The following is a 5,861-nucleotide window of genomic DNA, read 5'->3' as shown; positions in this document are numbered from 1 at the left end:
GGTGGGCGCGGGGCATGACTATTGTCGCCGCACTTATGACTGTCTTCTTTATCATGCAACTCGTAGGACAGGTGCCGGCAGCGCTCTGGGTCATTTTCGGCGAGGACCGCTTTCGCTGGAGCGCGACGATGATCGGCCTGTCGCTTGCGGTATTCGGAATCTTGCACGCCCTCGCTCAAGCCTTCGTCACTGGTCCCGCCACCAAACGTTTCGGCGAGAAGCAGGCCATTATCGCCGGCATGGCGGCCGACGCGCTGGGCTACGTCTTGCTGGCGTTCGCGACGCGAGGCTGGATGGCCTTCCCCATTATGATTCTTCTCGCTTCCGGCGGCATTGGGATGCCCGCGTTGCAGGCCATGCTGTCCAGGCAGGTAGATGACGACCATCAGGGACAGCTTCAAGGATCGCTCGCGGCTCTTACCAGCCTAACTTCGATCATTGGACCGCTGATCGTCACGGCGATTTATGCCGCCTCGGCGAGCACATGGAACGGGTTGGCATGGATTGTAGGCGCCGCCCTATACCTTGTCTGCCTCCCCGCGTTGCGTCGCGGTGCATGGAGCCGGGCCACCTCGACCTGAATGTCTAGAGGGCGATAGCTTTGCGGTGGAAATCAAAGGCCGCATCCACTTTGATCTGTTTCTGGTGGTGCGTCGTACCATTAACCTGCCGACCTATACCCTGGAAGCGGTGTATGAAGCGGTTCTGGGCAAAACCAAAAGCAAACTGGGCGCGGAAGAAATTGCGGCGATTTGGGAAACCGAAGAGAGCATGAAAAAACTGGCGCAGTATAGCATGGAAGATGCGCGTGCGACCTATGAACTGGGTAAAGAATTTTTCCCGATGGAAGCGGAACTGGCGAAACTGATTGGTCAGAGCGTGTGGGATGTTAGCCGTAGCAGCACCGGTAATCTGGTGGAATGGTACCTGCTGCGCGTTGCGTATGCGCGTAATGAACTGGCGCCGAACAAACCGGACGAAGAAGAATACAAACGTCGTCTGCGTACCACCTATCTGGGCGGCTATGTGAAAGAACCGGAAAAAGGCCTGTGGGAAAACATCATCTACCTGGATTTCCGTAGCCTGTATCCGAGCATTATCGTGATCCATAACGTTAGCCCGGATACCCTGGAAAAAGAAGGCTGCAAAAACTATGATGTTGCGCCGATTGTGGGCTATCGCTTCTGCAAAGATTTTCCGGGCTTTATCCCGAGCATTCTGGGTGATCTGATTGCGATGCGCCAGGATATCAAAAAGAAAATGAAAAGCACCATCGATCCGATCGAAAAAAAAATGCTGGATTATCGCCAGCGCGCGATCAAACTGCTGGCGAACAGCTATTACGGCTATATGGGCTATCCGAAAGCGCGTTGGTATAGCAATGTCTAGACGGAAAGCGTTACCGCCTGGGGTCGTCATTACATCGAAATGACCATCCGCGAAATCGAAGAAAAATTCGGCTTCAAAGTTCTGTATGCGGATACCGATGGTTTCTATGCGACCATTCCGGGTGAAAAACCGGAACTGATCAAAAAGAAAGCGAAAGAATTTCTGAACTACATCAACAGCAAACTGCCGGGTCTGCTGGAACTGGAATACGAAGGCTTTTACCTGCGCGGTTTCTTCGTGACCAAAAAACGCTATGCGGTGATCGATGAAGAAGGCCGTATTACCACCCGCGGTCTGGAAGTTGTTCGTCGCGATTGGAGCGAAATTGCGAAAGAAACCCAGGCGAAAGTTCTGGAAGCGATCCTGAAAGAAGGCAGCGTGGAAAAAGCGGTTGAAGTTGTTCGCGATGTTGTTGAAAAAATCGCGAAGTACCGTGTGCCGCTGGAAAAACTGGTGATCCACGAACAGATTACCCGCGATCTGAAAGATTACAAAGCGATCGGTCCGCATGTTGCGATTGCGAAACGTCTGGCGGCGCGTGGTATCAAAGTTAAACCGGGCACCATCATCAGCTATATCGTGCTGAAAGGCAGCGGCAAAATCAGCGATCGTGTGATTCTGCTGACCGAATATGATCCGCGCAAACACAAATACGATCCGGATTACTACATCGAAAACCAGGTTCTGCCGGCGGTTCTGCGTATTCTGGAAGCGTTTGGCTACCGTAAAGAAGATCTGCGTTACCAGAGCGGCAAACAGACCGGCCTGGATGCGTGGCTGAAACGTTAAGGATCCTCTAGAGTCGACCTGCAGGCATGCAAGCTTGGCGTAATCATGGTCATAGCTGTTTCCTGTGTGAAATTGTTATCCGCTCACAATTCCACACAACATACGAGCCGGAAGCATAAAGTGTAAAGCCTGGGGTGCCTAATGAGTGAGCTAACTCACATTAATTGCGTTGCGATCACTGCCCGCTTTCCAGTCGGGAAACCTGTCGTGCCAGCTGCATTAATGAATCGGCCAACGCGCGGGGAGAGGCGGTTTGCGTATTGGGCGCTCTTCCGCTTCCTCGCTCACTGACTCGCTGCGCTCGGTCGTTCGGCTGCGGCGAGCGGTATCAGCTCACTCAAAGGCGGTAATACGGTTATCCACAGAATCAGGGGATAACGCAGGAAAGAACATGTGAGCAAAAGGCCAGCAAAAGGCCAGGAACCGTAAAAAGGCCGCGTTGCTGGCGTTTTTCCATAGGCTCCGCCCCCCTGACGAGCATCACAAAAATCGACGCTCAAGTCAGAGGTGGCGAAACCCGACAGGACTATAAAGATACCAGGCGTTTCCCCCTGGAAGCTCCCTCGTGCGCTCTCCTGTTCCGACCCTGCCGCTTACCGGATACCTGTCCGCCTTTCTCCCTTCGGGAAGCGTGGCGCTTTCTCATAGCTCACGCTGTAGGTATCTCAGTTCGGTGTAGGTCGTTCGCTCCAAGCTGGGCTGTGTGCACGAACCCCCCGTTCAGCCCGACCGCTGCGCCTTATCCGGTAACTATCGTCTTGAGTCCAACCCGGTAAGACACGACTTATCGCCACTGGCAGCAGCCACTGGTAACAGGATTAGCAGAGCGAGGTATGTAGGCGGTGCTACAGAGTTCTTGAAGTGGTGGCCTAACTACGGCTACACTAGAAGAACAGTATTTGGTATCTGCGCTCTGCTGAAGCCAGTTACCTTCGGAAAAAGAGTTGGTAGCTCTTGATCCGGCAAACAAACCACCGCTGGTAGCGGTGGTTTTTTTGTTTGCAAGCAGCAGATTACGCGCAGAAAAAAAGGATCTCAAGAAGATCCTTTGATCTTTTCTACGGGGTCTGACGCTCAGTGAAACGAAAACTCACGTTAAGGGATTTTGGTCATGAGATTATCAAAAAGGATCTTCACCTAGATCCTTTTAAATTAAAAATGAAGTTTTAAATCAATCTAAAGTATATAGATATAGACTTCTGTATATCTAGAAGTAAACTTGGTCTGACAGTTACCAATGCTTAATCAGTGAGGCACCTATCTCAGCGATCTGTCTATTTCGTTCATCCATAGTTGCCTGACTCCCCGTCGTGTAGATAACTACGATACGGGAGGGCTTACCATCTGGCCCCAGTGCTGCAATGATACCGCGAGACCCACGCTCACCGGCTCCAGATTTATCAGCAATAAACCAGCCAGCCGGAAGGGCCGAGCGCAGAAGTGGTCCTGCAACTTTATCCGCCTCCATCCAGTCTATTAATTGTTGCCGGGAAGCTAGAGTAAGTAGTTCGCCAGTTAATAGTTTGCGCAACGTTGTTGCCATTGCTACAGGCATCGTGGTGTCACGCTCGTCGTTTGGTATGGCTTCATTCAGCTCCGGTTCCCAACGATCAAGGCGAGTTACATGATCCCCCATGTTGTGCAAAAAAGCGGTTAGCTCCTTCGGTCCTCCGATCGTTGTCAGAAGTAAGTTGGCCGCAGTGTTATCACTCATGGTTATGGCAGCACTGCATAATTCTCTTACTGTCATGCCATCCGTAAGATGCTTTTCTGTGACTGGTGAGTACTCAACCAAGTCATTCTGAGAATAGTGTATGCGGCGACCGAGTTGCTCTTGCCCGGCGTCAATACGGGATAATACCGCGCCACATAGCAGAACTTTAAAAGTGCTCATCATTGGAAAACGTTCTTCGGGGCGAAAACTCTCAAGGATCTTACCGCTGTTGAGATCCAGTTCGATGTAACCCACTCGTGCACCCAACTGATCTTCAGCATCTTTTACTTTCACCAACGTTTCTGGGTGAGCAAAAACAGGAAGGCAAAATGCCGCAAAAAAGGGAATAAGGGCGACACGGAAATGTTGAATACTCATACTCTTCCTTTTTCAATATTATTGAAGCATTTATCAGGGTTATTGTCTCATGAGCGGATACATATTTGAATGTATTTAGAAAAATAAACAAATAGGGGTTCCGCGCACATTTCCCCGAAAAGTGCCACCTGACGTCTAAGAAACCATTATTATCATGACATTAACCTATAAAAATAGGCGTATCACGAGGCCCTTTCGTCTCGCGCGTTTCGGTTCTAGAGGTGAAAACCTCTGACACATGCAGCTCCCGGGGACGGTCACAGCTTGTCTGTAAGCGGATGCCGGGAGCAGACAAGCCCGTCAGGGCGCGTCAGCGGGTGTTGGCGGGTGTCGGGGCTGGCTTAACTATGCGGCATCAGAGCAGATTGTACTGAGAGTGCACCATATGCGGTGTGAAATACCGCACAGGTGCGTAAGGAGAAAATACCGCATCAGGCGCCATTCGCCATTCAGGCTGCGCAACTGTTGGGAAGGGCGATCGGTGCGGGCCTCTTCGCTATTACGCCAGCTGGCGTCTAGAGGATGTGCTGCAAGGCGATTAAGTTGGGTAACGCCAGGGTTTTCCCAGTCACGACGTTGTAAAACGACGGCCAGTGAATTCTCGGGTAGCAAGCCAACACAATTGTATATGGACATCTTATCAACTGTTATCAAAGAAGGGGATGTCCTAGCACCTAGGGGTAAGAGAATCAAGGAAATTAGACCTGTTATGATTGAGTTTAAAAACCCTATTAGACGCACTACGTTTTTGAAGGGTAGGAACATTAACCCATTCTTCCAAGTAGCAGAATCATTGTGGATTCTAGCAGGTAGAAGTGATGTAGGATTCCTGTTAGATTATAATAAGAATATGGGTCAATTCTCTGATGATGGGGTTTTCTTTAATGCTCCATATGGTAGAGATTAAGATTCTTCTAGAATGAAATCTAACAATGCGCTCATCGTCATCCTCGGCACCGTCACCCTGGATGCTGTAGGCATAGGCTTGGTTATGCCAGTACTGCCGGGCCTCTTCTAGAATATCGTCCATTCCGACAGCATCGCCAGTCACTATGGCGTGCTGCTAGCGCTATATGCGTTGATGCAATTTCTATGCGCACCCGTTCTCGGAGCACTGTCCGACCGCTTTGGCCGCCGCCCAGTCCTGCTCGCTTCGCTACTTGGAGCCACTATCGACTACGCGATCATGGCGACCACACCCGTCCTGTGGATCCTCTACGCCGGACGCATCGTGGCCGGCATCACCGGCGCCACAGGTGCGGTTGCTGGCGCCTATATCGCCGACATCACCGATGGGGAAGATCGGGCTCGCCACTTCGGGCTCATGAGCGCTTGTTTCGGCGTGGGTATGGTGGCAGGCCCCGTGGCCGGGGGACTGTTGGGCGCCATCTCCTTGCATGCACCATTCCTTGCGGCGGCGGTGCTCAACGGCCTCAACCTACTACTGGGCTGCTTCCTAATGCAGGAGTCGCATAAGGGAGAGCGTCGACCGATGCCCTTGAGAGCCTTCAACTCGCCTATATCGCCGACATCACCGATGGGGAAGATCGGGCTCGCCACTTCGGGCTCATGAGCGCTTGTTTCGGCGTGG

2 protein-coding genes and 3 pseudogenes are annotated in these 5,861 nt (G+C 51.7%); 3 read left to right on the top strand and 2 right to left on the bottom strand.

Translation table 11 applies throughout. The features are described from left to right. Window positions 1–581 (top strand): MFS transporter (locus tag C4N24_RS14570; protein ID WP_146746820.1); only part of this gene is annotated, 581 nt, incomplete at its 5' end. A gap of 10 nt (window positions 582–591) precedes the next feature. Further along, window positions 592–2,178, top strand: a pseudogene (locus C4N24_RS14565) (DNA polymerase domain-containing protein); the annotation flags it as partial. A gap of 1,231 nt (window positions 2,179–3,409) precedes the next feature. On the opposite strand, the gene C4N24_RS14550 reads toward C4N24_RS14565, so the two are convergent. Further along, window positions 3,410–4,270, bottom strand: a complete 861-nt coding sequence (locus tag C4N24_RS14550; RefSeq protein ID WP_000027050.1) for a broad-spectrum class A beta-lactamase TEM-116 — start codon at window positions 4,268–4,270, stop codon at window positions 3,410–3,412. Between the two features lie 435 nt (window positions 4,271–4,705). Next, window positions 4,706–4,906, bottom strand: a pseudogene (locus tag C4N24_RS15480) (hypothetical protein); the annotation flags it as partial. Window positions 4,907–5,189: 283 nt separating this feature from the next. Between C4N24_RS15480 and C4N24_RS14535 the strand changes: the two are divergent. Next, window positions 5,190–5,795, top strand: a pseudogene (locus tag C4N24_RS14535) (MFS transporter); the annotation flags it as partial. Between the last annotated feature and the right edge of the window lie 66 nt (window positions 5,796–5,861).

Source organism: Faecalibacterium prausnitzii, from assembly GCF_003287405.1.
Classification (GTDB): domain Bacteria; phylum Bacillota; class Clostridia; order Oscillospirales; family Ruminococcaceae; genus Faecalibacterium; species Faecalibacterium intestinale.
This window is presented reverse-complemented; position numbering and strand designations above follow the sequence as displayed.